This is a genomic window from Polyangiaceae bacterium (genome assembly GCA_020633235.1).
Lineage (GTDB): Bacteria > Myxococcota_A > Polyangia > Polyangiales > Polyangiaceae > JACKEA01.
The window spans coordinates 2,350,717-2,376,904 of the sequence record JACKEA010000001.1 but is presented as its reverse complement, the minus strand read 5'-3'; the positions used below and the strand labels follow the sequence as shown (position 1 = coordinate 2,376,904).

Sequence of the window (26,188 nt, the reverse complement as noted above, 5' to 3'; positions counted from 1 at the left end):
CCAGCCTAGCGGATCGCGACGCCTAGCGGGTGAAAGTCACGTAGAATGGCGCCGTCGTGCCGGTTCTCGGGCGACCATGGGTGTCGCGCGCGATGCCGTAGCGCTGATGGAGCGCGCACGCCCTCGCCGCTGTGCCAAAGCCGAAGCCCGGATCCGACAGCACGGCGGCGCCGAGCGCGCGGCCTTCGTCGTTCACGGTCACCGTGATGAGCACGCGAGCGAAGTGAACCTCGAACGTGTCCGCCTCGCTCGGGAACGGACAGCTCCAGGCCGTCGAGAGGGGCCGGGCCGTCACGACGGGGCGCTCCGGCGGCAGCGCCGGACGACGGGCTTCGGTGGCAGGCGCAACGCGGGCCGGACGGGCGACGTGCTCCGGGATCACCCCGGCTCCTCGGGCGCTCGTGTCCGTGACCTTGGTAGCGCTGGTGCCCGCGCTGGTGGTCACCCCGCCCGCGTAGCGCGCCGAGGCGCCTTGCACCATCGTGAAGTCTTCGGCTCCGTCGTCACCTTCCGACGCGAGCACCCGCCCCGCCTGGGCCGCCGCCGGCCGGGCGCGGTCTCCCACCCGGGCGCCAGGCCCCACGTGGAAGGGCATGGAAGTACCGTGCGCCGCACCGCCCGGCACGCCGCCCACCACGCCGTCGTCGCCTTGCGCTTCGGGCTCCGCGGCGGGAGGCGCGGGCAGCGTCGCTCGCGGCGGCTCCGGTTCGATGTCGACCTCGTACACGTGCCACGTCAGGAGCTCCCGCGTTCCCAGCGCACCAATGGCCAGCGCCGTAAGCAGCGACGCGTGAACCGCTCCGCTGAGCAGGAGGCTGCCCGCGAAGCGCCGAAACGGCGTTGCGGGACGCGACATGACTCTCGGCTCTCTACTTTGCAAGCTCCGCGCCACGCCCCGTGCCGCCGCCCTGTGTCGTTCTTGCTCGGCGCGCAAGCCGAAAGCTCTGCGATTGTGGGACCTCGCCCGGCAGTGCGTGCGCGTAGCAAAGGTCCCTTTGAGCTGACCTGCCCGCATGCGAGACTGAAGACATCGAACCGCCGTTTACGATACGGAACGTCACCGGGCGAGTGATCGAAGCCCGGGTGTTCTCGCTCCGCAGCCGAGAAGAGGCGGATCAGTACTCCGATGCCCTCGCACTACAGGTGCGGGCCATGAGCTCCCCTCACCCCGTGTTGTGCGCGGATCACCGACCCGTTCGAATCTATCCGCAGGCCGTCACGGATCGCCTCATCGAGCTGTTCGTGGAGATGAACACGCGGTTGGAGCGCGTCGCGATCTTGGTGTCGCAAACCAACGCCACCCTGTTCTTGCAGCTCCAGCGCATCGTCCGGGAGGCGGGGTACGAGAACCGTCGCGTGTTCCACGAGCCGGAGGACGCGCTCCCGCACCTCGGTGCCGTGCTCGACGCCGACGAGCTCGCGAGCGCTCGCGCCTTCCTCGCCGAATACACCCCCGGCTGAGCCGCATGCTACATTCGCCGCATGTCGAAGCGGCGGGCCCTCGTTGTCGTGTCTGCGTTGCTGATCGCAGCCGCGGGCGCCTGCGTCCTGAACCCGCAACCCGAGGTCCCGGCCGACGACGGAACCAGCTCCGGCGGCCAGAACGGCACCGGCGGCTTGCCCGGCGGGGGCGGCAGCGGCGGAGTGCAGAGCACCGCGGACGCGGGGGACGCGTTTGGCACGGGCCTGAGCGACGCAGACGCGAACTCCGACAGCGACGCCCCGAGCGACGCCCCGAGCGACGCACCCAGCGACGCATCGGACGCGAGCGACGCAGACGCCGACTGAGCTACTCCACGCTCAAGCGATCGACGTTCACGCCGTGGCAGCTGCTGCAGGCGCCGTCCGTGGTGATTAGCGCCTTCTGCTTCGAGGCCGTGGAGCTGTAGATCGCCGGATACAGGCCGCCGCGAAGGTCCAACGCCGCCGTGGTGAAGAAGTTGCCATTGGCGTCCACCTCGATGATGCCCACGGCTTGGCCTGCGCCGCTCGGCAGCTGGAACAACCGCACCGTGGTGTTCGCGTGCACCATTTCGAGATCCGGCATGTAGACGGTGCCCGAGACGGTGAACCAACCTTTGGCTTCGCCGCCCTCGCGATGACACGACACGCAGTTCTCCCCCGTGTGGTGGCTGAACGCCTCCCCGTGCCTGCTGACGTTCACCTCGTTGGCACGGACGTCATCGCTGCCGCCGCAGGCGGTTACCGCGGCGAGGCAACAAACCAAGACCCAGGCCAGGGAAATGCTGCGCATGGCGACGCAGAGTGAAGCATCGAGCATGCCATGCGCAGCCGGCGCGTTCCGGCGAGAGAGAGCGAAGCCCATGCGGCCGTGCGCCCCGGGCCAGCAATAACTGCGTGTGAATCAGGGCTGGATGCCGATCTCCGAGAACGGGATCGGCTCGAAACCGGGGATGCTCAACGCGGGGGACGACGCCTTCAGCGAGAGGTCCAGCGTGCTCTCGTTCGTGAACTGCGGATCGCTGTCCTCCAGGTTGTCTTTCATGCTGGCGTAGGCCGCGAAAGTCTCCGTGGAGCCCTTGGCGAAGTCGCCGTTGTCGAAGCCGACGTTGCGATCGAGGACGGTGCCTTCGGGCTCGAGCCAGTGGGACGGCGGCGAGCTGATGGCGGCCCAGTCGTCCGGGATGGCGGCGCACTCCGGCCACTTGGACGCCCAGGGTTCCTGCTGGTAGCCGACCTGTTCGAGCTTCTCGAGCAGGTTCCAGCTGTCGCCGGGCGTGTTGTTCGGCGAGCCGTTCGCCAGCCACGTGACGCAGCGGCGATCCGCGCTCAGGGCGGCGCCGTCGTGGGCCATGATGTTATTGACCAAGATGTCGTCCCGGCCGCCGCCATGCAAGATGCCGTAGCCCGAGATCTCGTACAGCACGTTGCCCTCGACACGGACGCCGCTCAAGCAGTCGTCCAGGTAGACGCCGTGCACGCCGTAGCCCTCGAACCACGTGCTCAGGTGATGCACGAAGTTGTGCTTGATGAGGTTTCCGCGCGCGCCCCAGTCGCGCCCGGCGTAGATCGCGCCGGCGTCGCTGGAGAAACGGCACACGTCGTGGATCTCGTTGAGCTCGATGACATGATCGTTGCCGCCGTACAGCACCGCCGAGTGCGGCATGTCGTACATCAGGTTGTGCCGAGCGCTGTTGCCGTCCCCGGATAGCCGCACCGCGGGGCGGTAGGTCCACTCCCATCGCGACAGATCGTGGAAGCTCGAGTTTTCCACCGCGTTGTCGCCGGGTGTGAGGCTCGAGCGATCCCCGCCGCTCACCGCCACGCCGCCATTGCCGGAGCCGTACACGTGACACGAGCGCATGAGCTGATGATCGCCGCTGATCGTCGCGGCGTCGGTGCCCGCGCCGCTCAGGGTGAGGCCGAGCAGCGTATCGTGACCCCCGCCTTCCACCCGCACCAAGCGCGAGCGCCCAGCTTCCAGCGTGAAGTCCCGCAACGTGACGAAGCTGGCGTTCTGCAGAGTGACGAGAGCGTCGCTGAGCACACTGACTACTACGTCTGCTCCGTCGAAGCCCGACGGCGGCCACACGTACAGCAGCTTCGCGGCGCGATCGATCCAGTACTCCCCCGGCTCCGTCAGCTCCTCGGGGATGTCGTAGGCGTAGTAGGGCTGTCCGGCAGCGGCGCCATAGCCCGGAGAGTCGGCGAGGGTGACAGTCTTGGTCGCAGTGTCGATGCTCGCAGCCCGTACGTGACAGTCCGCCCAGGCGTACTTCCAGAAGCCGTGGAACCACACGCTCGTCGGGTCTTGCCAGCGCTCGGGGCGCGTCCCGCTGTACTTCCAGACTTGGTCCGAGACCACGTCCGCGATGCTCGCGAAGCCGTGGTTGACGGCATCCGGATTCGTGGTGGTCACCTCGCCGCTGCCGCCCGCCGACGCCTTCATGGGGCCCAGCTCGGCGGAGTAGCGGTACCACCAGGGGTTGGTTCCCGACGGATAGCCGGACGCTTCCGTCGTGATGAACCACGCCGTGTTGGTCTGACCCTGGTAGTCCCATGTGTAACGGTACAGGTTGTACTGGAGCCCTCCGACGAGACCATCGCGTGCGAACGCGCTCACGCCGTCGCTTGTGCCCGTCTTGGTGTAGTGACCCGTGACGGCCGGGCTCGGGCTTCCGAACAGGTCCAAAGCAGCTGCGGTCTCCAAGCCCGTGGGTACGTCATTTTGGTTTTTGTCGGGCCAGCGCGCGAGCGTCATGGCCTGTCCATTCACGAACAGCTCCGCAGGTCCGGCAGAAGCCGCCTTGCAAAAACCGCGGCGGGTCAGCGCGCCGGGATCCACAGCCAGCGGAGCAGTGAGGACGGCAGCCTGAGCCGGCGGGTCGAGTCGCGCGTAGATCGGCGAGCTCGCGGTAACCGGCTTGAATGCACCGGAGTCGATGCGCACACCACCCACCACGCGCGGCGACTCCCCGGGATAGCCGCGCCACACCACAGGCTTGCCGTCGGACCCCGACTCGGCCGTGCCCAAGGTCAGGGTGGCGTCGAGCTCATAGACGCCGTCGCGCAGCCACACGACGACGCCACCCGCCGGAAGCCCCGCGCTCACCAGCTCGCCAACCTTCTGCCGAGCGCGTTCGAGGGTCTTGAACGGCGCCGCCAGAGTACCCGCCGCAGCGTCGTCCCCGCTGGGACTGACGGAAATCTCGGCGCCGTAGCTCTCGCATTCACAGCTCGACCAGCCGCTTCCATCCGCCGCGCAGCGCGACGTCCCGACTTCCGCAGCGGCGCTGCAGTCACACATCTTCGTCTCGTTCGGCGCACAGGCCGTCGGTGCTCCACCGCTGCCCGCCGCGCCGGCAATGCCGCCCGAGCCGGCTTGGCCGGCGGAGCCGTCCCCCGCGCCGCCGCCCGTGCCCGCAGTTCCGCCGCTGCCAGTCGCACCACCGCCGTCGCTCGAGTCCGACGAGCACGAGCTGGTGCCCACCAGGGCGAGCGCGATCAACCCGGATACCGCACCAGCAAGTGCCGGCAAGCGCTTCATCGACATCTTGTGCCGCTCCTTTGCAGGACCGACACGATTGTGCGCTCCCGACGCCCTGGACTCAACCCGTGGTTCCGCGGCGGACCGACATCAATATGGAACTAGCTGCTGTCGGGCGTGATCAGCTCCCTCCCTTCGACACGCAGGGGATGCTTGCGTCCGATGGTCCACGTCATGTCGTCGGCGGTGCCTGTCACGGTGATGCGACCGCCGTGGATGCCTTCGAGGTGGCACCAGAGGCAGTCGCCCGCCATGTTGAAGGGGTCGTCCGTGCCGCCTTTGCTGCGGAACAGCAGGTGATGGGGCGTCATGTCGTGGCGTGAGCACACCGGGCTCGTGCATTCGTAGCGATCGCGGGCGTAGATGTGCGACCACTTCTCGCGGCGGTTGCACATGTGCTTCCACGCATCCCAAAACTTGTTGCACAAGAAGCGCATCGTGCTGCCGTCCAGGCGCGGACCCATCACGCGCTCGAAGCAACGCAGCGCGCGGGAGATGTCGCGGCTGACCCGCAAGCTCAAGCGGATCGGCGCCCCCGCGGACGTTTGGCCTTTGGGCTCCTCCATGGCCGAGTGGTCACCCTGAAGGATGCGCGTCTCGATGGCCTGCACCTGTCGCACCTGCTCGTCCGTCGGCGGCGTGCTCTGGTTCAGCATCCGCGCGGCGTTCACGTCCTCTCGAAGGTGCTTCACGGTGCGGCGGCGCGCGCGGTCCACCCATGCTTCGGCGCTGCCCGCGGTCGCGACCGTCGAGATGGCCATCGCCGCAGCGTGACCGACGCGCCCACTGCGCAGCGCCTCTTTCACCGGCGCGTGCAGCCGGCGCGCGAGCGTCAGCTTCGACTTGAGCGACGACGCGCTCATGCCCAGACGTTCGCGCGCGTACTGCGCGAGACTCGCGTAGCCGAGGCGGAGCCACCCGTCCATGCGCTGAAACGACTGCGCCGCTTCCCCCAGCGCGACCTCGCGCGCGGTCATCTTCTTGTTGAGGGCCACGATGCGCTCGTGGAGGTCGCCCTCCGAGACGTTCTCCGGGATCTCCAGCGCCTGACGAGCGGGGACGTTGTGCTCGCACAGGCGCTCCGACTCCTCGCGCCACGCGGCGAGCTGCTCGAGCCACGCGAGCCGCTTGGCGTCCAGACCCGCAGCGGCCTTCTCCATGGGAATGAGGCGGTCGATGTCCGTCGGCGTGAGCTCTTCCGCGGCCTCGGCGAGCATCGCCTCGAGAAAGAAGTCCGACCCCTGCCGCGAGCCCACGAGGTGCTCGAAGAAGCGATGCGTCCAGGCGAACAGCAGCGCGTCCTTTGTGCTCAGCGTCACCCTGAGCGTGCACTCCACGTCCGCCTCCGCGGCCGCCAGCAAGCGCGCGGACATTTGGCCCACGATGTCGCTCGGCGCGGGCTCCACGCGGCCACCCGCGGACGTTTGGCCTTGGCCGCTCTTTGGACCCGCGGACATTTGGCCTGCTGCACCCCCCTCCGCGTCAGCCTCTGAAGACGCCTGGCCGGCCGAGTCGTGACCCGCGGACATTTGGCCTCCTGCACCCGCCTCCGCGTCAGCCTCGGAGGACGCCAGGCCAGCCGAGTCGTCACCCGCGGACATTTGGCCTGCTGCAACTACCTCCGACGCCTCCGAGTCCGCGGACGTTTGGCCCGCGTTCAACCCCGGCATCGGCATCTGTCCGCTCTCGGCCCGCTCCGACACGGCGGCAAACAGGCTTCGCAGCTGGCGCACCGTCGATCGCGAAGCCAACGCGGCCAGCGCAACATCAGTATCGGCCGACGCGTGCCGGGCGACCAGCTCCGCCATCGACCAGCCCACGCGTCCGTCGAGCAACGCCCGGCGCAGCGCGGGCAACTCCGAAAGCCGCCGCGCCAACGTCCGCGTCTCGCTCACCCAGCGCGCGCTCCGCCCGCAATTCTGAAGCGCGTACGCCTCCAGCGACGAATACCCGAGCTCATGATGCCAGCTCTTTCGCGCAAACTCGTTCAGCAGCGTCCCGAGCTCCAACCGGTCGCGCCCGTTGCCCAGGGCCAGCTCGAACAGGCGCTCGTCCGCGGCTCGAACACGCTCCAGCGGAACTTGCTCCGTGCGAGAATGCTCCGCCCGCCGGCGGATTCGTCCTGCGAATCCAACGCCACCCGGCCCCGGCCGTTGCCCCTCCGCGTCCACCTTCGACGGCGCAGTTCCGTCAAACCGGGAGCCCTCGCGCACCTGCAATAGGGCACGTTGCGAGCAAGCAAGCATCCTGTCGAGAAATGACGGACGCATCTCAGACGTGGCCGCGCAAGGCAAGGCTGTGATCCGCGGGCGCGACGAGACCGGCGGACGCAGTCCGGCCACACGTGGCAGTGCGGATGCCCTGGAATCAATGGATCGCAGAGTCGACCTACGAGGAGCCCGACGTTGGAATGGTCCCATCCCCAATTGCATTTCGCCATCCTAGCCACACGAGCAGCATGCGCAAGGGGTAGGATGACTTTGTTTGACACACCTCGAGATTAGGTTGGTTCGGCGCGGAACCACTCGTGAAACTGTAGCGACGGATGTTGTCGCAGGGTTCGCATAGGCCGACCTCGCACAGGACACCGATACGCGCCTTGTGCGTCCAATGTCCGCGGAGCGACGCGCCCACGCGCCCGCGCCCGACGCGCGGACATTTGGCCTGGGCTGCGGGGGCGACAACCCACCGACGCCAGAACAAGATGGCACGCAGCCAGATGTCCGCGGCCCACGCGCCCGCGCCCGACGCGCGGACATTTGGCCTAGGCTGCGGGGGCGACAACCCACCGGCGCCAGAACAAGATGGCACACAGCCAGATGTCCGCGGCCCACGCGCCCGCGCCCGACGCGCGGACATTTGGCCTAGGCTGCGGGGGCGACAACCCACCGACGCCGGAACAAGATGGCACACAGCCAGATGTCCGCGCCTGCAAGGAACGGCTCACGGGGCCAAGCGCCAGCATCCGCCTCGCCAAGCCAGATGTCCGCGCCTGCAAGGACTGGTTCGCGTTGCAAGACACCCGCCGGTTCGCGCGGCTGTCTGCGTACCTCACTCCCCTCCCGGCCCCAGCCAAATGTCCGCGTCTGGCCACCGCGTTCGACCACCGCGTCTGACCACCGCGTTCGACCACGCGTCTGACCACCGCGTTCGACCACCGCGTCTGACCACCGCGTTCGACCACCGCGTCTGACCACCGCGTCTGACCACCGCGTCTGACCACCGCGTTCGACCACCGCGTTCGACCACGCGTCTGGCCACCGCGTTCGACCACCGCGTCTGACCACCGCGTTCGACCACGCGTCTGGCCACCGCGTTCGACCACCGCGTTCGACCACCGCGTTCGACCACCGCGTTCGATCACGCGTCTGACCACCGCGTTCGACCACGCGTCTGACCACCGCGTCTGACCACCGCGTTCGACCACCGCCTGGCCACCGCGTCGGGCCACGCGTCTGCCTGCCACCGAGGAGGTCCAGGCGGGAGCCAAATGCCCGCATACCCCCGTACATGGACCAGCCACGAGGACTTGGCCACGGCCAGATGTCCGCGCGCGATCCCCGGCCTGCAACAGCAAACCAGATGTCCAGGACCTGGCCGCGGCCAGCTGTCCCCGCACGCCCCCAGCCTGGAACAGCAAGCCCGATATCCAGGACCTGGCCGCAGCCAGATGTCCGCGCGCGATCCCCCTGGACCAGCCAAGTGTCGGCGTTCAGTTGCCGCGTCTGGCCACCGTGTGTGCCTGCTACCGAAGCTCGCTACCGAGGCTCGCCGCCGAGGCTCGCCACCGAGGCTCGCCACCCAGGCTGCCTGCTACCGAGGCTCGCCGCCGAGGCTCGCCACCGAGGCTGCCTGCTACCACCAAGCTCGCCACCGAAGCTCGCCACCGAGGCGCGCCACCGCGTCTGCCTGCTACCACCAAGCTCGCCACCGAGGCTCGCCGCCGAGGCTCGCCGCCGAAGCTCGCCACCGCGTCTGCCTGCTACCGCGTCTGGCCACCGCGTCTCGACTGCACCGGGGACCATCATCCTCGGCCAAATGTCCGCGGGTGCAACTCCATTCCCGGACCAGCCTCTCATCCTCGCCCAAATGTAACGCCCCGACCAGGGACCCACAGCCGCATGTCCGCGTGCGGCCCGCGCGGCTCGAGGTCGATCCTCATCCAAATGTCCGCGTTGGCTATCGACCCAAGCAAGGAGACCCCGCCAGCGACCAACTGGCCCCAGAGCCAACGGCCAAATGTCCGCGCCGCCTTGCCAAGTGCCATGGCCGACGCCCACCCCCGTGAAGTCCGCGACGCGCCCAGTCGACCAGACGCGGCGGAAGCTTGGCACCTCGGCGCTGACGTCCACCCATCGACAGCTCTCAGTGTGCGCGCGGCGAGGATCGGACAGCTCGGTCCCCTCGTGGCTTGCCTGGATTGGCGAAAGGGCATGGCACCACCGAAATACCTAGGCGCGTCCGTAAGGTTCTGCCTCATGCAGCGTTCTCCAGCCATGCGCTGGAGCTCCATCCCAAGCCTTGTCTTGGTGCTCGTGTCCGCGTGTCGCCATCACGACGGCCCCACGCCGCCCTCCGCAAGCACCACCACGCCGCCCTCCGCAAGCACCACCACGCCGCCCTCCGCAAGCACCACCACGCCGCCCTCCGCAAGCACCACCACGCCGCCGCCCCCCGTCATCGATCGCCGCTGCGACAAAGACAGCGACTGCGCCGTGGCGCACATCGAGACCTCCGGCAAGTACGTGTGCTGTGACGCCTGCGGAACCACGCCCGGCACGCGCAAGTGGCACGCCGATCTCCAGCGCTATTGCGGCAAGCACCCACCCGGCGACTGCTATCCGCTCGCCTGCCCCGCCGGTCGGTCGATCGCGGTGTGCGACCACGGAAGCTGCGGCATCACGACCAACGGCAGCGTCACCGTGCAGCGCCGCTGCCTCCCCGCGATGGTCTGCGACGCCTGGACCGGCTGCACCCTCGCCCGTGGCAACGATCAAGACGGCTGGTTCGTGGAGGAATCCGCCCGCGTCCCACGCGGCGAATTGGCGGTTCCCGAACGCGTCGCCGTTACCGGCGGCAAGGCCGCCGAAGGCTTTCGCCTGCTCCCGCCTGGTGTGACCTGCGCGCCCCATAGCGTCCCTCCGATCCTCGACTCCCCGCCCGCGTGCACGATGAAGTCGAGCCACTGCATCGAAGGCTCCTGACGGGTTCTTGTGTTGGTTCGCCGCGGAACCTCGCGCTCCGCCCGCCTTGCCAATCTGTGCCACGGACGAGGCACACGGATTGCTAATCTGCAGACAGCATGAAGAACGCACTGCTGGTCGCAGCAATCCTTTTGTCGGCATGCGGGGGCTCGACGGACACCACCAATGGTACCGGCGGAAGCGCGGGCACAGCCGGCTCGGACGCGGGCACGGGAGCCACTGGCGCCGTTGGCGGCGCGGGTACTGCAGGCGCCGCGGGCGCGGGCATCGGTGGCACCGCCGGCGTCGCGGGCGCGGGCATCGGTGGCACCGCCGGCGTCGCGGGCGCGGCAGCCAGCGGCGGGACCGGCGCCGCTGGACAGTGCGACGAGCTCATTCAAAAGCACGACGCCGCTCTGAAAGACGCCAAGGCGTGCTCTCTCCTTTCCCCCGCATCGACCTGTGAGTTCCCGGTCGACCGCACCGTCTACTCCTGCGGTTATCTCGACAACGTCAACGGGGCCAACACCGCTGCCATCGACGAGCTCGGCAAGCTGAAGGAAGAATGGAAGACCCTCGGCTGCGCCAATCCGATCGTTTGCGCAACCGGAGGTTTTCCCGCCCAGCTCGCGACGTGCAAGCCCTCCGGCCAGGGCGGAGACTCCGGCATCTGCACCGTGAACTGAGCTCCGCACGACCAATTCTGTCGTGCTTGTCAAGAGCGAAGTAGCAACACGGCGATCAGCTTTGTCTGCATCTTGGTTCTCCTGCTTGGGCGACCGCGGCGTTGCCGGGCGCGCACATGTGAACGCCCGGCGTCATCAATTGCACACCTGCGTCAGATGCTGACGCAGGCGGGCTCCGCATGTTTTTCGTTGGTTTCAGCGTGTTGCGAGGATTGTCGATCCCGGCCCCCCGGCCCCTCGACTTCGAGAGCTGCATGACCCCAAGACACAGCAACCCGCGTGCCAGCCTTCGGGGTCCAAAGTAGTCCGGAGTGCTACCCTGGATCCCGCGACGGATTCAGTCGTCGGCCAGGTGCTCGCGAAGGGCCGCCATGAACGCCCCGGCCCCCGCCCGGGGCGTGAAGTGCAGCCCACCCTTGGGCTTGAACTTGTGCACGACGACGACGACTGTGTCGCTCTTTTCGCCATCGCGAGCCAATCGCTTCACCGACGACCACGGGATGCAAAGCTCCGTCTCCTCCCCCAGCTTGCGCTGTCCGCGAAGGCGAGCACCAAAGGTGAGCACCAGCGTCACGCCAACCGCGAGCGAAAGGTAGAAGGCCCAGTCCGGCGGCCACAAGATCACCTTGACGGCGTACGTACCGACCACGAACGCGGCGAACACGAGCCAGTAGGCCCCGCCTGTCGCCGTGGACTTCCGGCCGCGCACCACCAGGCCCGCATCCGTCACGACGCAGGATCCCGGTCCGGAGATCTCGATGGGCACGCCGGCGGTACCGATAGCGGGAGGGTCGAAGCTGCCGTCGAAGTGCATCGTCACGAAACGGTAACATGCCGCCGTGCTGGATGACGCTGCCACCAAGCACTACCCAACGCGCGTGGTCCCGCCCCCTCTCTTTCGCGTGAAGGGTGTGCTCTATCTAGGGACCATTGCGGACTTCGAAAGGGAGGTTCCCGGAGGCCTCGCTACGTTGCTCGCGGAGATCGCCGATCCCGAGCTGCGAGACTTCATTGGCCAGCCGTTTCTTCCATCCAGCTGGTACGACGTGCTGCCCGCCCCACGACTGATCCGCGCCGAGGCCGCCGCGCGCCGCTCGGACATTCCGAGCTATCTGGCCCAACGCACGCGATATCAAGCCGAGCGTGACCTGGGCGGCGTGTATCGCTTTGCGTTGCGCATCGCGAGCCCGGCTCGCGTGGTAACGTTCCTGCCCAAGGTCGCGGCGCAGATGTTCGACTTCGCACGCGCGTCCATCGAGACCCGAGAAGAACGTCGCACCACCTTCGTGATCCGCGGCATCCCCTCCGAATGCGGATTCTGGCTGAAGACGTCGTTTCAAATCTACACCCGGGTCGCCCTCGAGCGCGCCGGCGCCGCGAACATCACGACCGACGCGGCGCTGCACTTCGACGGCGACACCGCGGGTCACCGCATCGAACGGCTCGAGGTCGACGTCCGCTGGACCTAGTCGACCGCCCGGTCCATGGGAATGTTGGTGCGGCGCGAACCCCGTCGCGTCGAGCCCGGCGCGGAGGTTTGGCCTCGCGTCGAACGCGGTCACCCGCTGCCACGCGGACGTCTGGCCTCGCGTCGAACGCGGCCACCCGACACTCGCGGACATTTGGCCACGGATCGACGCGTTGTTCAGCGGATGACACTCGCAGACATTTGGCCACGGGCCGTGCCAAGGAACTCTACTCGCCTGCGGCGGCTCTTCTCGCGGACATTTGGCCAAGGGCCGTGCGGGGCCGACGGGACTCGCCTGCACCACGCGCGTGCTCCTCCGCTCTCCGAGCTGAGAAACGTCCGGCTCCGCACTCGAGCTCCGACGGCCAATCGACACGCAAGGAGGCCGACGCCGCTCGCCTGCGGCCGCTCTACTCGCGGACATTTGGCCAAGGGCCGTGCCGGGGAACGCCACTCGCCTGCGGCCGCTCTACTCGCGGACATTTGGCCACGGGCCGACGCGATGTGCAGCGGATGACACTCGCGGACATTTGGCCAAGGGCCGTGCCGGGGGAACGCCACTCGCCTGCGGCCGCTCTACTCGCGGACATTTGGCCACGCGCTCTGCGGGGCGGATGCGACCGGAACTACTCGCAGACATTTGGCCACGCGCTGTGCGGGGCGAACGCGACCGGAACTACTCGCGGACATTTGGCCACGCGCTGTGCGGGGTGAACGCGACCGGAACTACTCGCGGACATTTGGCCGAGGGGCGGACGAGACTCGCCAGCGCCGGAGCTCTCGGCTCCGCTCGCCTCACCCGGACCCGAGGAACGTCCTGATCCGAACATCAGCTCCGAGTCCGTCCGACAAAACGAAAGAGGACCCGTTTGGGTCCTCGATCATGGGCGGGGCGGACGGGACTCGCCAGCGGCGGCAGATCCTTCCGTCGCTCGTCTCTGCTCGAGCTGAGAAACGTCCTGATCCGAACATGAGCTCCGAGTCTCGGACGCACGCAAAAAAGCCCGCCGTGAGGCGGGCTTTTGGGCGGGGCGGACGGGACTCGAACCCGCGGCCTCCGGCGTGACAGGCCGGCCGGTTCCGAAAGCTCTTCGGCCGGTTGCGGCCCAAATGGGACGGTCGTGGGACGGGATCTCGTGCCCGCCGCCCGGCGCGTGCTCGTGGCGGTCGCCAACGGCGCTCAGGTGCCCTGGGACGACGTGGAGGCACTCGTGGACGGCGTGCTCGCGGACGAGACCGTGGCGCTGGCCCTGGCCGTCAGGGAGGCGGGCCAGCACGCGGTCCTGCGGGCAGTGCAGCTGGCCGCCGTAATCGCGGCCGCGGGCGCCACGGTGGCCGAGGAGGGCAGCGGCGGGTCGATGGAGGGGGGTGCCTCGTGAGCGGCGCGGAGGCCCGGGCCGTGCGCCGACCACCGCGGTTCAAGCTCCTGTTCACCGACGGCGAAGAGTGGAGCCAGATGATCTCCACGGACCAGGCCGGGGTGTTCTTCGGGAAGAGCGGGCGGGCAATGCGAGCGATGATTCTGGAGCGAGCGAAAGGGGCAAGCGACGTCGTGTTCGACGGCGTTTGGGCAAGGAAGCTTGGGAACCAGTGGAGGGTCAGGGTGCATCGTTGCTGGATGGCCGCAAGCTGCATGCCAGCAGTTCCTGGGTAGCCGCTCACGCACCAGTCGAAACCGTCGGGACCGCGTCAAGTGCTGCCAAGCGCGTTCGCGCGCGTTCGGCTGTCCGCAGTACGGCGTGCCTCTCACCCTGGCGCAAGAGCGCGTGCCGAGTACTTGCGCGCCATTCGTCTTCGGCCAATCCGCCTTCCTGGAGCGGACCAGCGGTGAGATTCTCAGCCCAGCGCTCGCAACGGGTCGCGTAGGGTTCCAGGCCTCGCTTTCGGTAGGTCCTGGCGTTCTCTTTCAAGATTGTGGCGACATCACCTGCCCGCTCCGGGATACGTACCAGCGACTTCGCCAGCTCATCTCCGAGCGCTGCTCGGTTGTTGTCCCCGTTCGGCGTGTCAGGCTGTTCTGCTCGTTCTGTCTCTACTAGAGCAACCGCGTCCTGCAGTCTGCCGACGGCCCGAAGCGCTTTCGCGAGTTCGAAGGTCTCGAAGTAGCCCGGGGAACGCAGGTGAATCGCCTGCGCGATCATCATGGCTTCGTGCCCGAAGCCGAGCTCCCGCAGCCCCGCGCCCAAACGGCCGAGTAGGTGCACGTTTGCCGTCTCAAGGAGCAAGTCGAATAGGCCAAGCGCGCTCAGAATCAGGTCAACGCCTGCGCGTGTCGCATCGCGTGCTGCAGCCTTCACAAGCGCATGTCCGAGAGACGACGCCCCTCGGTCCCCGAGTTCCTCCACCACCACCAGCGGCACCAGCCCCTGTGCGCTCTCCGCAAGCGCCATCCACTCGGCCGAGCCTGCCTCAATTCGGTCGCAGTGATTGGCCGCGACGCGCAGGAATTCAACTTGCGTGTGGATGGGCGTGCGACCCGAACAGAGAGAGAGACCGTCAACAACCAGAGAGATTGCCTCAGATGACGTCGTTCGAGCGTCCGTTGCCAGCTCGAGCGCCGCAGATATCAACGCCAGCCGCAAGTACGACGGCAGCACGTCGCGCGGGCCCTCAAGACTGGCGCGAAGCAAGTCCATCTTCCTGCTATTCGGAATCCGCGAACGGCAAAGCTGAAGTCTCACTTGCGCCAGCTCTATCGCGAAGCGTCGCTGGCCGGTTGCAGCGTGAAGCTCGGCGGACCGCTCCGCAAGGTCCTCTAGGACCTCGGTGGCAAGCTCGATTCCGCGCTCGTCCTTTCCCCTGACTAGGGTCTTGCATCCGTGATGAAGTGCCGTCGCCAGCGCGTTCGCTTCCTCGGAGTCGTCCCGAGCCGCGCGGGTTCCGCTGTTGACCAATTCAATGAGCCGACTCTCGGCCGCCCTGCGCACCTCGCCAAGGGTCCCAGACGCGGAACGCGGTATCTGTTCGGCGAGTTCGCCGACCACTTCGAGCGGCAAGACCCCGACGGAAGGCGCGTTCGGTACGACCAACGAGATGTGCGCCCAGAGCAACTCTTCGGTGGGCGCGTTAGCTACATCAACGTATTCCTTCTTCAGCCTGCCTGACGCCGCTACTCGGGCTTCATCGGAGAGAAGGCGAAAGCCTCGAACAAGCGCCCTGGCTCTTGGACCGCGTGCTTTTAGCTCGTCCAGGAGCGAGTAGTCGCGGACCCAGCTTTCTAGCAACTCAGCGACCGTTGACTGAAGCTGGACGCGCAGCTTCGACACAGCAAACTCGCCTACGAGTCGGTGTGCTGAAACCGAATTGACACCTGCATCACCGCTGACCCGCAGTAGCGGCGCACGCACCCGCGAGCCAAGCGCGGTTGAGGCAGGTAGCCAGCTGGTTGGAATGCCGGGTTCGCCAAGAACGGCGACTAGGCCAACACGCGTTTGCTCATCGGGACTCAGATGTTGCCACACTTTCTCGACGGATTCGGCGAGTCTGCCGGCCGGCGGCGGGACGGCCGCCTGCGTGTACTCGGAGAGGGCAGCTTCAAGGTCCGGCGCGCCACGCACGGCTTCGGCCACCACCTCGGCTCGAAGCGGACTGAAGTCTGCTGATTCTCCGACGAGGCGAAGCCGGTCACGGACGCCAGAAGGGAGCTCGCTCATGTTCAGGGCTCGCCTGAACGCCTGCTCAAACTCCGCCGGCCCGCTTGGCTCCAGCTCGATTTCTGGCACGCCAAGCACGCCGGGTCCAGCGACGACCACCGCGCCGCCGAGCTCGGCATCGAGCAAGTCCGTAAGTGTTGTGGGCGCGCAGGGCCCGTCAACCGCGTCGAGTACAATCAGGGGCGCACGGAAGTGCTTGTAGAGCACCTTTCGAACCGTGGCGCAGATCGCCGGCAACGAACGATGATCGCAAGCAGGGTCCCCAAAACTCTCCACAATGATAGACAGCGCTTCGCGCAGGGACGCATTCGGATCTGAGCCACCGCCGAGTTCTACGTAGCATCCCGCTCTGCTTGCTGCGATCTGTCGAAGCACTTGAGTTTTCCCGTCACCCGGGCTTCCTCGCAGCGCAACAATGCGCTCCCCCTGATCCACCAATTCCAGAATTCGCGACGCAGCCTGATCTAGGCGCAGCGACTTACCAGTGCGCACGTGCACTGGAGCACGCAATCCCGGTGGCACCGCGTGTGTCAGTCTGGGCAGTTCAGTCCGCGATAACCGCGGATAGCGCACTGCGATGGGCTCCGTGGCCTCCGTCTGCGGGTCGAACGGGAAGCGAGGATCTGGGGCGAATTTCCAACCACCGGCACCGATCCTCGTCGCACAACGCAGCCAAAGCCGTACCGCCGGGCGCCCTGAGGACTCCGCAACTTCGAGTCGACCGATGGCGTAGCCATGCGTGCGCTCAACGCTGGTTCCAGCGGCAGTCTCGTAGCTCTCGAGACCAAAGAGCGACCGACCTTGGAGGGACAACAGCCCTTGTCCTGAAAACGGAGAGCCGCTAGCAACATCGCCGACGTGAAGGTGGCCGTGCAGGTGAACATGCACGTGGGGGCCGATTTCGTCGTGAAAATGTGCTGCCTGCTCGTGCGCCAGCCACGGGACGGGGTGGTGGGTGAGGAGAAATGTGAAGTCTCGCAAACGCGCCCAGGCGGCGGCGTCTCCCCCACAGACTGCATGCATCTGCGCGACATCCAGCACCAAGCGACGCTCGGAGTCGCGGGGCCACAGTTGGAAGGCGCTCGAGTTCAGTCCGATCACGCCAATCGAGAGTCCAGAAAGCGGCAACTCGCACGCGAAGTCACCCGGCAGACGGCCTGTCTGGGCACTCGCCAGACCGGACAGGACAGCCCTCCGCCACCAGTTGCTGTACTGCTTGAACGCCTGCGTGATGCAGCGTCTATGTTCGCCGGGCTTTTCGCTGGCACCGAATAGGTCATCCCGGACCGCGGCTTCCCGAAGACCGGAATTCCATATCTCACGCAACGCGGCAGTATCCTGACGCGGCCGTTCCAGGTCGTGATTTCCAGGAACGCAGAAGAACTTTGGGTCGCAGCGCAGCTCCGAGAGAACCGCCCGGAGGCCATCTAGCTCCAACGAAAAGCCGTCGAACTCTTTCTTGCTGCCGCGTTGGACCAAGTCGCCCGTGAAGAAGATGGCGTCGACCCCGCCAACTTTGGGGACAAGATCCCGTAGATCGTCAAAAAACGCCTGCTTCTGCGCTGGCCAAAGACGCGGGCTCCCCACCATTCCGTGGTGAAAGTCGGTCAGGTGGAGCCAGGTGAAAGTGCTCATGGTGGATTCCGCGTGCCGCGTAGCTGCCCGTGCTCGCCCCCATTCCTCGCGCGAGCTTCGCCCAGCGCCCTACCCGGCGCCATTGCTGCCTCGCACCCTCCCGTATGCGTCGCAAACGACTGCGATGTCGTCTTGCAGAACCCCGTCCCGCGGCACCTTCCCGACCTCATACAGCTTGTGCGCCACCGTCGCGTGCTCGTACCCGCGCGCGATCGCCGTGGTCGACCGAAGGTCAATGCTGTGGTCGAGCAAGAACCCGTGTTTCGGAAGCGCGCCACATGCCGCCCGGAGTGCGTGAGCGCGTGCCCTGAGCTCGTCAGCCACCCCGGCGCCTGAGCCCATTTCGGTCGTGCCCTGGTTCAGCGTCAGGTACACGCCCGACAGATCCGCCCGGAACAAGAAGATGGCGTACACGCCGCGGCTGACGCGGTCCGTGACCCCTGGATCCAGGAGCGCGACCCAAGGAATGGTCGCCCAGTTGCCCTGGCCGACCGACCAGCGAACCTGCAACCGACTCGTACACTCCAGCCGGCCGATCGCCGTCGAGAGCTCCGTCATCACAGTCCTGAGTGGGTGGGCCTTGAAGCGGTCGCGCTCACGCGCGCGGCCGTACTGCTTGAGGACTTCGCTCAGCCCGGCGCTGATTGGATCCCTCGCGGTGGCTGATTCGGGAGCGCCCATGAGCCGAGCATGCCTCTGGACCCGAACCCCGATCAAGCGTTGGGCGCCTCGCCGTTGTCGGGCGTCAGGCACCTTCGTCCAGCTTCGTGCCATCGGGCAACGTGTGCGCGTCTCCCGGCTCACCCCGAATCCACCGAAACGCACCGCCGTCGAACTGACACACCCTGGCTCGTGGAAACCAATCCGCGCTGGCCGGTCTAATGGCCATGGGATTGAGCAAAACGGTGCACGGGTACTTGAAGACGTCGATGCCTCGTAGGTAGTCGAGCATGACGACTCCGGCGACGTGAGCCCAATCAGCGCCGTAGAAGCGCCCAACCCTTGATCGCGGAAGCGACACGACGGATCCCCATTGAATCGTGGAGCCGATCAACGCGGTGACCAGGAAGCCCGGGTCGCCAGACACGGGCCAGGTCCGATTTGCGCACACCGCGATCAGGTTGACCGCCGATCCGGTGCGCGGCAGCTGCTCTGCCGCGTTGAGAACCGCGGTCAACACCCGTTGGTCGTTCTCTCCATCAACTCTGCGGTAGTTCGCCACCACTCCCGGTTGGTCCGGCGCCTTCACCTGGACGTGCGCCGGTTGCCCCCCGGGGGCTTCCAGCTCCAAATCCACGTCAGTGTCGCCGCCGGTGATGGGCTCCCACCTCTTGAAGCTCCAGCCCGTGCCGACCAGGTAGTACGCCACCATCGCGGGGGCCAGCTCGGCAACCAGCTCGTTGTGGCGACGATCGTTCGGGTCAACGCCGGTGGAGCGCGTGCCTCGCTTCGTCCGCTTGAGGAGTCGCTCGAGCAGCGGTTCTAGGAAGCCGAGTCGTTCTGCCATCTTGAGCCAATTTCCGACTTCCTCCTTCCAATCGGACTGGAAGTCACTCGACAGCCGGTAGCGAATGAGCGGCGAGCGCCATTCTTCCGGCGAGCCAAACAGCGCATCGACGAACGCAAGCGCTTCCACGCGCGGCACCACGTGCAGTTCTTCGGCAACGACAGATGGCGATGGAGCTTCAGTCGAGATGGGTGCTTCGTCCTCTGCTGACACAGTCCCCTCGCCTCCGAACCCCTCAGCCCGCGCCCAGAACGCCCAGGACTAAGGCGCTGATCCCTTTCGCGGCTCCGTCCACGGCGGCCTTTTCGAGCATCGCGCCGACCGTGTTGTTCAGCACGCTCCGAGTCTGATCCCAAGTCAGCCTCGAGATATCCTCGGTTAAGTACTCCTGCAACGTGGTGCTCGCCGCGAAGCTCTTCTTGATCTCGCGCACTCGCTTGGTGTCCAGTGCTTCGCTGGCAGTTTCGAGAAGTGGCAAGACCTGGTCGTGCGGCAAGAGCAGCACCTCGCGGTTGCGGGCGTAGTGTGGGATGCTGTGAACCGACTTCAGAAACTGCTCGACCTCGGCGTGGCCACTGGGATGCTCGAGCAGGATGGGCAGCAGGCGATCGTCCTTCCAGCTCTTCAAGTTCTCCGCCAGGACCCGTTTCAGAGCCTTCACCTGGAACGCGGCGCGCAACGTGTCGGCGAGGTGTTTCTGCACGTCTGCCCGAGCCGCCCATCGCGCCCAAGCGTCCCGTCGCAGCGCAGCAAGCCGCCGAGGCGTGAGCCGCAGCATTCGGGCCGCCTCGTGGTTGCTGTTCCGCGAATCGAGCACGCCGCTGGTTTCCAGCGCGTAGAACAACAACAAGTCGGCATCGCGCTTGTTCAGGCACTGAAACCCATACGTCCCATATGAGCCAAGAAAACCCTTGGCGAACGCCAACAAGTCTCGATCCTCGGCCTTCGTTAGCACTTCTTCCATGTCGTCCCCCGGGGTCACCCCGCAACCGGCACCTTGTGCCGCCCAAACCAACGTTTCAGTCCGTCCACATCAAAAATCCGACTCGCGAGCAGCTCCGCTTCCAGCCTGTCAGGCAAACAGGGCTGGAACTTGCTCACGGATACGTTGGGCACGTCGCGTGCCGTGCGCAGCGCGAGATCCTGCCAGTCCACTTCATGCAGTCGTTCCATGACGGCACCAACTTCAGCCGCGGCGATCGGCTCGCGGCGGCGGAGCGAAAGATTACCGGCGACCCATTTGCCCGCGCCGTGCTCCTCCATTCCCTTGGCGAGGAGCGCGTTGATCGCGCCGCCGGCAAACGTGTGCCAAGTGGCGCCGTCTTCCAGCATCTCGACCGGTGCCTCGCCGTCCTCCACGAGACCCGCGTAACTCTCGCGAAGCAGCGCGAGCTCACGGCTGCCAACCGGACCAACCCAGAGCGGCTGATGCTCCGAGCGAAGCAAGCGCTTCACCTCCGCGCTGAGCTCGCCAGAGCCAGCCGATGGAGATCCCAGCCAGGTCGGGACACGACCTCGCGGAGCCGGCACGACCCGGCAAATGCCCCGCGTCCAGTCGATGTCGCCCACTTGCCAGGCGCGCCCGGCGAGCCGGAAGCACATCTCTTGTCCGCGCTCGAAGGCGAGCCGAAGGAACGACGCTTGGACTGTTCCGATGTCCTGGATGCCGTGAGCGACTCTGAGAAGACGCGGTGTGGAGAACACGGCGTACAGCTCGAAGAAGTGTTGTCGCCCGTAGAGCCGTTCGCCCTCGAGCCCCAGCGAGAGCAGGCCCTCCGCTTCGTGGAGGATCTGCCGCTCCTTCATTGTTGCGATGAGCTGATCGACCTCGGAGTCGGACAGCGCCCTGAATGGAAACGCGGCCCCCACCCACTCCCGGATCCGATGCGAGGAGATGCCGTTCTGCTGCAGGCTGAGCGCCAAGGTCTGATGCGCCAGTACGTGGGCGGCTCGGCTCACAGGGCGCACGTCTTCGACCCAGCCTCGCTCGGCGAGCTCGAGCAGGGCCAGCGCTTCGAGCAGGGTCTCTGGGGTCTGACACAGGAACGTGCAGTTGGATCGAGTCCCGGCGCGACGGCCCGTGCGGCCCATGCGCTGGAGCAGGCTCGCCACGCTCGACGGTGCGTCGACTTGCAGCACCAAGTCCAGGTCGCCGACGTCGATGCCGAGCTCCATCGTGCTCGTGCATACGATGGCCGTGTTTTGGCCTTCGGTGAATTGGCGCTCGGCGAGCTCCCGGTCAGCCCGACTCACGGCGCTGTGGTGGACGAACACGTCAACGCCTTGGCCCCCCATCGCATCCGCGACGCGCTCGGCCTGACCTCGGGACTCGACGAAGACGAGGCTCTTCTTCCCCAACGCGAGGCGCGCAGCCTCGCGAGCCACCGCGTCGGCGTTCTCGTAGAGCTCCACCGCCAGATCCCGCTCAGCCGGGCCGCGCGGCGGATCGACGCGGCGGTACGGGCGTTCGCTCGAGCCGCGTAGCCAACTGCCGATTTCGTCGGGGTTTCCAACGGTGGCAGAAAGTCCGATGCGCTGCAGGTCGCGGCCGCAGAACTTTGTCAGACGCTCCAGGATGCTGACCAGATGAGCTCCGCGATCGTCGTCGGCGAAGGCGTGGATCTCGTCAATGACGACCGCGGACAGCTCAACGAATAGCCGCCGCGCGTCTTCCGCCGAGCCCATGAGCAGCACCTCCAGGGACTCCGGGGTGATCATCACGAGGTGCGCCGGTGACTGCTTGAAACGGCGCTTGGCTGCGGCGGAAACATCGCCGTGCCACTTGAACGCATCCAAACCCACCATCCGCGCGTAGGCCTGGATCCGCAGCTCCTGATTGTTCAAGAGCGCGCGGATCGGACACACATACAAGGCCGCAACGGGGCGGGTTTCGTCGGTGAGGATCCGTGACACAAGCGGGAAGACACTCGCCTCCGTCTTGCCCCCGGCCGTAGGTGCGAGGACCACCACATTCGCGCCGTCGAGGATCGCCTCTGTCGCGAGCTCCTGGACGGGTCGGAGCTCTCGCCAACCCAGCTCGTGCACGATGGCGTGTCGGAGCTGCGGGTGAAGACGATGGAAGCTGCTCATGGTCAGCCGTCTAACCGCTTGCGCTTGCCGGCAGGAGCTTCGTCGCCGGCCGGTTCGCCGTTCGGCAACTCTTCCTCGTCCGGCACGGGTTCGCCGCGTCGGGCCGCCAATTCCTCGGGCCGAAGAGCCGCTTCGTCGATTTCGAGCCGGTAGTCCTTGCGTGGATCGTAGTCGGCGTGGAGGTCGACGCGATCGAGCACGTCCACCAGCTCCCGAAGGAACAAGCGCGGGGTGACGGTCACTTTACCACCGAATCCGGCCGTCACCTGATCGACCAAGGCCGACAGAAAGGCGTCGTCAATCGTCGTCGAGACTCGCTCCGGCTCGTGGGCGGGGAACAGCGAGCGGACGCGGCGGCCCACTTCGAGCAGCCTCCCCGTGTCAAAGGGCGCAAGTCGCACCTGGGGCGCCCGCAGATTGTCGTGGCGTGGCTCGTCGCCGAACCGCACTGCCACCCGCTGATAGAGCGCTGGCTGACTCTTGACTCCCTTGTAGCCATCGAAAAACTCCGGCGTCCCCGTGACCACGAGGTAGAAGCCGGGCAGCTCATTGTTGCCGAGCATGTCCATGAGCTGTCGCAGCGCATTCAGTGATTTCTCGCGAGTCTGGGCCGGCATGCGCTGAATCGTCTCGACCTCGTCGAGCACGACCACCAGGCCTGCGTGTCCGGACTGGCGCAAGAGCAGCAATACTCCGCGCAGGAAGGTCAGTGCCGCCTGTCCGTCAACTCCGCCCTTGATCCCGGCCTTCGACGTCACCGAGCGATCGACGTGCGGTTGGCCACTGAGCCAACCCAAAAGGCCCTGCGCCAGCCCGAAGTCTCCGCTCCCGAGGGCTCGGTGATACGCGCGCAACACCTGCGAGAAGGCTGGGTTTTTGGCGCTGAGCTCGGCCAGCTTGTCCTCGAGGCGCTTCTCGACCGCCTCGGCAAAACCAGGATCGGTTTCGCCCAGCCCCTGCAAGCGCGTCACCTCTTCGCCGATCTCGTAGAGCCAGGCGTCCACAACGGCAGCAAACGCTCCCTCGCCGTCGGCATCTGTCGTCAATCGCTCGACCAAGCGCCGATACACCGTCTCGAGGTGGTGAAGCGGAGTGTCGTTGATGCTGATCTGCACTTCGCTGGTTGCGAAGCCGCGCTGTCGGGCATGCGTACACAGGAGCCTGGTGGCAAAGGTCTTGCCACTGCCGTAGTCGCCCCGAATGAACTTCGATCCCCCGCGGCCGCCGGCCTTCGAGACGAAATCCAGCTCTTCGGCGACCACGCTCATCAAGGCGTCGAGCCCTGTGGCGAAGTGGTGCAAGCCGGAGCGGGGAACCAACCCCGACCGCAACGCGGCAACGATTTCCTGAGCTTCGGCGTTGCTCACGAGTCCTCCGATCCGCACCAAACATATTGCTGCTCGCCGCTCGGGAGCACTTGCTCGTCGAAGCACCGCGCCTTGAGCTTGTGAAGCTTCCGCTGAAGCTGACGCATGAAGCCTGGGATGCGCGCGCGGGGACGTTGCAGCGCTTTTTCGAGCTCGGTGACGCGAGCGCGCCCATTCTTTTTCAGCGTGACGAGTGCCGCCCGCTCCGAGACGTCGAGCTGAGCCATGACCGGCTCGGGCAAGCCGAGCGGCACATCCAGAGCGCTCACGGCCGCTTCGGTGCGACGCGCGTCGAAGAGATCGTATTGGCCGGGCTTGGTTCGCGGCTTCTTCGCGGGGCGGCCCGCCTGAGACGCGGGCGGGGTCGGCGTGTCGTCGGGAGGTGGCGGCAACTTCGATCGGCCCGGCTCAGCTCCGCCGTACCACCAAGTCGGTTCGGTCGCCGGCACGCCACCGGGAACCAACCAGGCCAGCGGGACGACCATCTCTTCCAGCGAGCAGCCACCGTGGAAACCCACCTGAGGCGGCCCGCGATACGCCCCGACCTTCCAGGCAAAAGCCTTGGGCCCCGCTTGTCCGCCCAGGCCGTCGTCGGCGATGGCGACAAAGCCGTCCGGCAACGCCTGGCCGCTTTCGACCTTCATCCAGCGAGGGGTTTTGCCGTCGCCGACCCGCAGATCCTTGCCGCAGAACGGGGAATGGCCGTGATCTGCCGTGAACAGCACCCGGCGGCCGTGCTTGAACGCCGTTTCCAAGCTCGGCACCAGCCCATGAACCTCTGTCGGGCTCACACGAAGCTCAGCACCGGTATTGGAAGAGCCGATCTGATCGTCCACGGCGTTGAACACTGCAGCAACGACCTCCTTGCTGCGATCTGCCAACGCAGCAAGCAGGGAGCTTCCACCATCCGAGAGATCCCCCTTCAGGAAGAGCTGGGCCGAGTGGCCAGCCAGGGCCTTGTTTTGTCGGAAGCGACCGGGGTCGGTCTTGCGCTCGCCCTGCTCCCGCCACTCGACTTCGCCGATCCATGGGTCGTTGGGAAGCTCGCCCAAGAAGAGCGCTCCGCGCGCGTGACTCGTAATCGTCGGCAAGGGCGAGAGCGCAGGAATTCCTCGAGCGCGTTCGTCCGACCCCAGCGACAGGCCAATTCCGCCGCCGATCTGCGCCAGCTCGCGGAGCAGCGCGAGAAATACCGGATAGCTGCAGCCGTCCAGAACGATGACATACAGCGGCTTCTTGTCGCGGAGCGAGTCGGCGAGCTCGCCCTCCCGCCACATTCGATGGAGCGGCACCACGCCCGGAGCGTGAAGAGCACGCACGTACCCTTGCGCCAGCAACTCGGCCCAGCCTCGATTCTCGCGGTCCCTCCGTGACCGCCAGGTAACGAGAATCTTGTCCGCTTGAGCGCGGTACTCCGCCGTTGCGGCCGCCGCCCGACGCAGGCGCGCTGCGGACAGATCGGCGAAGGCAGCGTCCAACTGATAGCGCTCCACGTACGCAGCCACGTCGGTCGGTGTGATCTCTGGCGTCGCCAGCCAACGAGAAAGCCGCGCTAGCTCTCGCAGCACGCGAATTTCACGATCCTTCATCCTGGCCGCGCGGTGAGACGAGATCCAGACGAGCTCGGTCTCGGGGATCGGCTCCCCTCGCGCCGCACGCTCGGCGACTTCGTAGCACCGCGTGTCGAGACCCAACGGCAAGAGGGTGCTCTGCGCGAGGACACTCGGCGCCAACAGCTTGGCGCCCAAACTCGCCGCAGCGTCGAAGTACGGGGCCGCTTGATCGGCCATCGCCTCGATGGCCTCGCGGGCGAGCTGCACGATGGTCGTGCGAAGAACCGGCTCGGCCAGCCTCAGATCCGGATCGCCACGCGCTTGATCGAGCTCTCCCCACACCGCGGGCGGTAGATCCGCCTCGATTTCGAGCAGGATGCCGCGTTCGACCAACGCCGTGAGACGAGACGGGGAACGAAGCGCCCACGCCAAGACCCGCCCGGCAACCGCGTGCAGGATCGGGAGATTGCGCTCCAACAGGTGGCGCACGGCCGGACTTGGGTCGGGCGGGCGCGACAACCAGCTGGCAAGCAAGTCGCCGGGACTGGTCTTGCGCACTCGCTGCCCGACACACACGTCCAACAAGAGCTCGTCCAGCATGCGTCGGTCGATGACCGTCGGCACCGTTCGCTGCGACACCGCGGCGCGGAGCTCGGAGAGGTGACTGAGCGCGAGGTCCAGTAGCTCCGGGTCATCCGTGCCGGTCACCGGTGTCTGGAGAACTGCCGCCAGCACATCGTTCGGATCCAGGGCATGAACCCGCGCCGCCTTCGCTCGTCGGATCAGATCAGGGGGCAGCGCTCGCGCAATCTCCTCCGGCAACAGCGCGACGAACGGTGCGCCGCGACTCTTCCAGAGCACCCTGCGCAACCCGAGCTCGCTGCGGGTGCGGTGAACGTTCACGCTCACGGTGCCCACGCCGATGGCGGACGGAAGCTCCCCGTCCAGGCCTTCCGGCTCTAGCGCGAGCACGTACTGACCCGCAGCTACGCCTCCAGCGCCCTCGAGCAGCTTCCTGAGGAGAAGATCGGCCTGCAC

19 protein-coding genes are annotated in these 26,188 nt (G+C 66.7%); 6 read left to right on the top strand and 13 right to left on the bottom strand.

What is annotated here, in order from left to right:
* Positions 1-22: 22 nt before the first annotated feature.
* The gene (locus H6717_10485) at positions 23-856 is read right to left on the bottom strand and encodes a hypothetical protein (GenBank protein MCB9577437.1); all 834 of its coding nucleotides are present in this window, start codon (positions 854-856) and stop codon (positions 23-25) included.
* A 212-nt stretch (positions 857-1,068) separates the two neighbouring features.
* Between H6717_10485 and H6717_10480 the strand changes: the two genes are divergently transcribed.
* Positions 1,069-1,461 (top strand): hypothetical protein, encoded by a 393-nt coding sequence (locus H6717_10480; protein ID MCB9577436.1) that lies wholly within the window; start codon positions 1,069-1,071, stop codon positions 1,459-1,461.
* Positions 1,462-1,482: 21 nt separating this feature from the next.
* The gene (locus H6717_10475) at positions 1,483-1,788 is read left to right on the top strand and encodes a hypothetical protein (protein MCB9577435.1); all 306 of its coding nucleotides are present in this window, start codon (positions 1,483-1,485) and stop codon (positions 1,786-1,788) included.
* Position 1,789: 1 nt separating this feature from the next.
* Here H6717_10475 and H6717_10470 read toward each other — a convergent pair whose 3' ends face one another.
* From H6717_10470 to H6717_10455, 4 genes are all read right to left on the bottom strand, one after another.
* Positions 1,790-2,254 carry a hypothetical protein gene (locus H6717_10470; GenBank protein MCB9577434.1) on the bottom strand — a complete coding sequence of 155 codons (465 nt, stop codon included), beginning with the start codon at positions 2,252-2,254 and terminating at the stop codon, positions 1,790-1,792.
* 111 nt (positions 2,255-2,365) lie between these two features.
* Complete coding sequence (locus tag H6717_10465; protein ID MCB9577433.1) at positions 2,366-5,014, bottom strand: right-handed parallel beta-helix repeat-containing protein; 2,649 nt, start codon at positions 5,012-5,014, stop codon at positions 2,366-2,368.
* 95 nt (positions 5,015-5,109) lie between these two features.
* The gene (locus H6717_10460) at positions 5,110-7,221 is read right to left on the bottom strand and encodes a hypothetical protein (protein MCB9577432.1); all 2,112 of its coding nucleotides are present in this window, start codon (positions 7,219-7,221) and stop codon (positions 5,110-5,112) included.
* 2,339 nt (positions 7,222-9,560) lie between these two features.
* Positions 9,561-9,734 carry a hypothetical protein gene (locus H6717_10455; GenBank protein MCB9577431.1) on the bottom strand — a complete coding sequence of 58 codons (174 nt, stop codon included), beginning with the start codon at positions 9,732-9,734 and terminating at the stop codon, positions 9,561-9,563.
* Here H6717_10455 and H6717_10450 point away from each other — a divergent pair.
* Together H6717_10450 and H6717_10445 are read left to right on the top strand one after the other, a co-directional pair.
* Positions 9,724-10,212, top strand: coding sequence for a hypothetical protein (locus H6717_10450; protein MCB9577430.1), 489 nt, complete (start codon positions 9,724-9,726; stop codon positions 10,210-10,212). The genes H6717_10455 and H6717_10450 overlap by 11 nt on opposite strands.
* Positions 10,213-10,310: 98 nt before the next feature.
* Positions 10,311-10,877, top strand: a complete 567-nt coding sequence (locus H6717_10445) for a hypothetical protein (GenBank protein ID MCB9577429.1) — start codon at positions 10,311-10,313, stop codon at positions 10,875-10,877.
* A gap of 337 nt (positions 10,878-11,214) precedes the next feature.
* Here the strand turns inward: H6717_10445 and H6717_10440 are convergent, their stop codons facing one another.
* Positions 11,215-11,697 carry a hypothetical protein gene (locus tag H6717_10440; protein MCB9577428.1) on the bottom strand — a complete coding sequence of 161 codons (483 nt, stop codon included), beginning with the start codon at positions 11,695-11,697 and terminating at the stop codon, positions 11,215-11,217.
* A 19-nt stretch (positions 11,698-11,716) separates the two neighbouring features.
* Here H6717_10440 and H6717_10435 point away from each other — a divergent pair, with 19 nt between their 5' ends.
* Both H6717_10435 and H6717_10430 read left to right on the top strand, forming a co-directional pair.
* Positions 11,717-12,346 (top strand): hypothetical protein, encoded by a 630-nt coding sequence (locus tag H6717_10435; protein MCB9577427.1) that lies wholly within the window; start codon positions 11,717-11,719, stop codon positions 12,344-12,346.
* Positions 12,347-13,466: 1,120 nt separating this feature from the next.
* Entirely contained in the window at positions 13,467-13,724 is a 258-nt protein-coding gene (locus H6717_10430; GenBank protein ID MCB9577426.1) for a hypothetical protein, read from the top strand.
* A gap of 279 nt (positions 13,725-14,003) precedes the next feature.
* Here the strand turns inward: H6717_10430 and H6717_10425 are convergent, their stop codons facing one another.
* From H6717_10425 to pglZ, 7 genes are all read right to left on the bottom strand, one after another.
* Positions 14,004-17,633, bottom strand: a complete 3,630-nt coding sequence (locus H6717_10425) for a metallophosphoesterase (GenBank protein MCB9577425.1) — start codon at positions 17,631-17,633, stop codon at positions 14,004-14,006.
* 69 nt (positions 17,634-17,702) lie between these two features.
* The gene (locus H6717_10420) at positions 17,703-18,314 is read right to left on the bottom strand and encodes a DUF3578 domain-containing protein (protein ID MCB9577424.1); all 612 of its coding nucleotides are present in this window, start codon (positions 18,312-18,314) and stop codon (positions 17,703-17,705) included.
* A 64-nt stretch (positions 18,315-18,378) separates the two neighbouring features.
* Positions 18,379-19,278 (bottom strand): hypothetical protein, encoded by a 900-nt coding sequence (locus H6717_10415; protein MCB9577423.1) that lies wholly within the window; start codon positions 19,276-19,278, stop codon positions 18,379-18,381.
* Positions 19,279-19,375: 97 nt separating this feature from the next.
* Positions 19,376-20,104 (bottom strand): hypothetical protein, encoded by a 729-nt coding sequence (locus H6717_10410; protein MCB9577422.1) that lies wholly within the window; start codon positions 20,102-20,104, stop codon positions 19,376-19,378.
* A 14-nt stretch (positions 20,105-20,118) separates the two neighbouring features.
* On the bottom strand, positions 20,119-22,230 hold the full coding sequence (locus tag H6717_10405; GenBank protein ID MCB9577421.1) for a DEAD/DEAH box helicase: 2,112 nt from the start codon (positions 22,228-22,230) through the stop codon (positions 20,119-20,121).
* Between the two features lie 2 nt (positions 22,231-22,232).
* Complete coding sequence (gene brxD / locus H6717_10400; GenBank protein ID MCB9577420.1) at positions 22,233-23,615, bottom strand: BREX system ATP-binding protein BrxD; 1,383 nt, start codon at positions 23,613-23,615, stop codon at positions 22,233-22,235.
* The gene (gene pglZ / locus H6717_10395; GenBank protein ID MCB9577419.1) at positions 23,594-26,188 is read right to left on the bottom strand and encodes a BREX-2 system phosphatase PglZ; all 2,595 of its coding nucleotides are present in this window, start codon (positions 26,186-26,188) and stop codon (positions 23,594-23,596) included. The genes brxD and pglZ overlap by 22 nt, the downstream gene beginning before the upstream one ends.

What these genes read in the sequence shown, in the direction of transcription:
- H6717_10485 (MCB9577437.1), bottom strand. Translation starts at nt 856, where the DNA reads ATGTCGCGTCCCGCAACGCCGTTTCGGCGCTTCGCGGGCAGCCTCCTG.
- H6717_10475 (MCB9577435.1), top strand. Translation starts at nt 1,483, where the DNA reads ATGTCGAAGCGGCGGGCCCTCGTTGTCGTGTCTGCGTTGCTGATCGCA.
- H6717_10470 (MCB9577434.1), bottom strand. Translation starts at nt 2,254, where the DNA reads ATGCGCAGCATTTCCCTGGCCTGGGTCTTGGTTTGTTGCCTCGCCGCG.
- H6717_10465 (MCB9577433.1), bottom strand. Translation starts at nt 5,014, where the DNA reads ATGTCGATGAAGCGCTTGCCGGCACTTGCTGGTGCGGTATCCGGGTTG.
- H6717_10455 (MCB9577431.1), bottom strand. Translation starts at nt 9,734, where the DNA reads ATGTGCGCCACGGCGCAGTCGCTGTCTTTGTCGCAGCGGCGATCGATG.
- H6717_10445 (MCB9577429.1), top strand. Translation starts at nt 10,311, where the DNA reads ATGAAGAACGCACTGCTGGTCGCAGCAATCCTTTTGTCGGCATGCGGG.
- H6717_10425 (MCB9577425.1), bottom strand. Translation starts at nt 17,633, where the DNA reads ATGAGCACTTTCACCTGGCTCCACCTGACCGACTTTCACCACGGAATG.
- H6717_10420 (MCB9577424.1), bottom strand. Translation starts at nt 18,314, where the DNA reads ATGGGCGCTCCCGAATCAGCCACCGCGAGGGATCCAATCAGCGCCGGG.
- H6717_10410 (MCB9577422.1), bottom strand. Translation starts at nt 20,104, where the DNA reads ATGGAAGAAGTGCTAACGAAGGCCGAGGATCGAGACTTGTTGGCGTTC.
- H6717_10405 (MCB9577421.1), bottom strand. Translation starts at nt 22,230, where the DNA reads ATGAGCAGCTTCCATCGTCTTCACCCGCAGCTCCGACACGCCATCGTG.